Raw genomic sequence first — 1,033 nt, forward strand, 5'->3', positions numbered from 1 at the left:
GGGCAGCCGCCACTGAGTTCGTCGTGCGGGACAGCGCGGGACCGACCGGGCTTGCCGCCCTGGGTGGGGCGCTCTCGGGCGGGCGGTATGCCTGGACACTGCCGTTCGCCTGGCTGTCGTTCATGTTCTTCGCCCCGGCGGGCGTTGGCACTGCGGCCTATGCCCTCGTGGGACCGAGGGGGTAAACCGAGGGGGTAAGCGGTGGGCAGTCGGCAGTCCGGGATCCGCTGGTTGTCAGTTTTCCGTCGGTCATCTCGGCGTTCAGGACACGGCGCGCGTGACCGACAGAACGCTCCCGATCTTCGCGTCCTCGTAGAACCACTTGGCGTCGGCCGAGTCCAGGCCGATCCAGCCGGCGCCGGTGTCCTGCTTGCCGGTGCTCTTCTCTTTGGAGGAGAACGCGATGCCGACGTAGACCGGTTGGCCGTCGGTGTCGCGCAGTTCGACCGCGAGCGAGATCACCGTGGTGTAGGCGACTCCGCCGGCCAGGTCGGTGACGGTCACGACCTTCGTCTCGTGCTTCTTGTAGACGGTCAACGGCCCGGCCGGCTTGGGGTTGTCGGGCGGGCCGGAGGTCATCGGCATGACCCGGCTCCCGACGATCAGGACACGCTTGCCGAGGACGACCGAGCCGGTGGCGGGCGCGCGCGGTACGGGAGTTGACACCCCGGCCGAGGTGACGCGGGGTGACGGGACGGGGTCGGCGTGTGTGGCGGCCGGGAGCTGACGCCCGTTCCCGTTCCCGTCCCCTGCGGAGTGCGTGAAACCCACGGTCAGCGCGAAGGCGACGAGGGCGAGGGCCACCGCGCCCGCGCCCAGCACGCCCGCCCTACGGCGGCGCCCCCGGCGCACGGCACGGCCGCGGACCTCGGCGCCGGTGAGGGCGGGGAAGGTCTCGTGATGTGCCGCCACCTCGTGCAGAGCGGTGGAGAGTTCGGCGGCGGAGACTTCCGTGGCGGAGACTTCATCCTTGGAGAGTTCGTCAGACACGTCCGCTCTCCCTCCGAACCGGCGCGTCCGGCTTGCCCAACTC

Annotated in this window: 1 protein-coding gene and 1 pseudogene; one reads left to right on the forward strand and one right to left on the reverse strand. The window is 70.7% G+C overall.

What is annotated here, in order from left to right; genetic code table 11:
• Nucleotides 1-185 (forward strand): annotated as a pseudogene (locus AC31A1_RS51835) (hypothetical protein); the annotation flags it as partial.
• 76 nt (nt 186-261) lie between these two features.
• On the opposite strand, the gene AC31A1_RS51840 reads toward AC31A1_RS51835, so the two are convergent.
• Nucleotides 262-990 (reverse strand): hypothetical protein, encoded by a 729-nt coding sequence (locus AC31A1_RS51840; protein ID WP_489659983.1) that lies wholly within the window; start codon nt 988-990, stop codon nt 262-264.
• Between the last annotated feature and the right edge of the window lie 43 nt (nt 991-1,033).

The organism is Streptomyces sp. P5F9 (assembly GCF_057961495.1).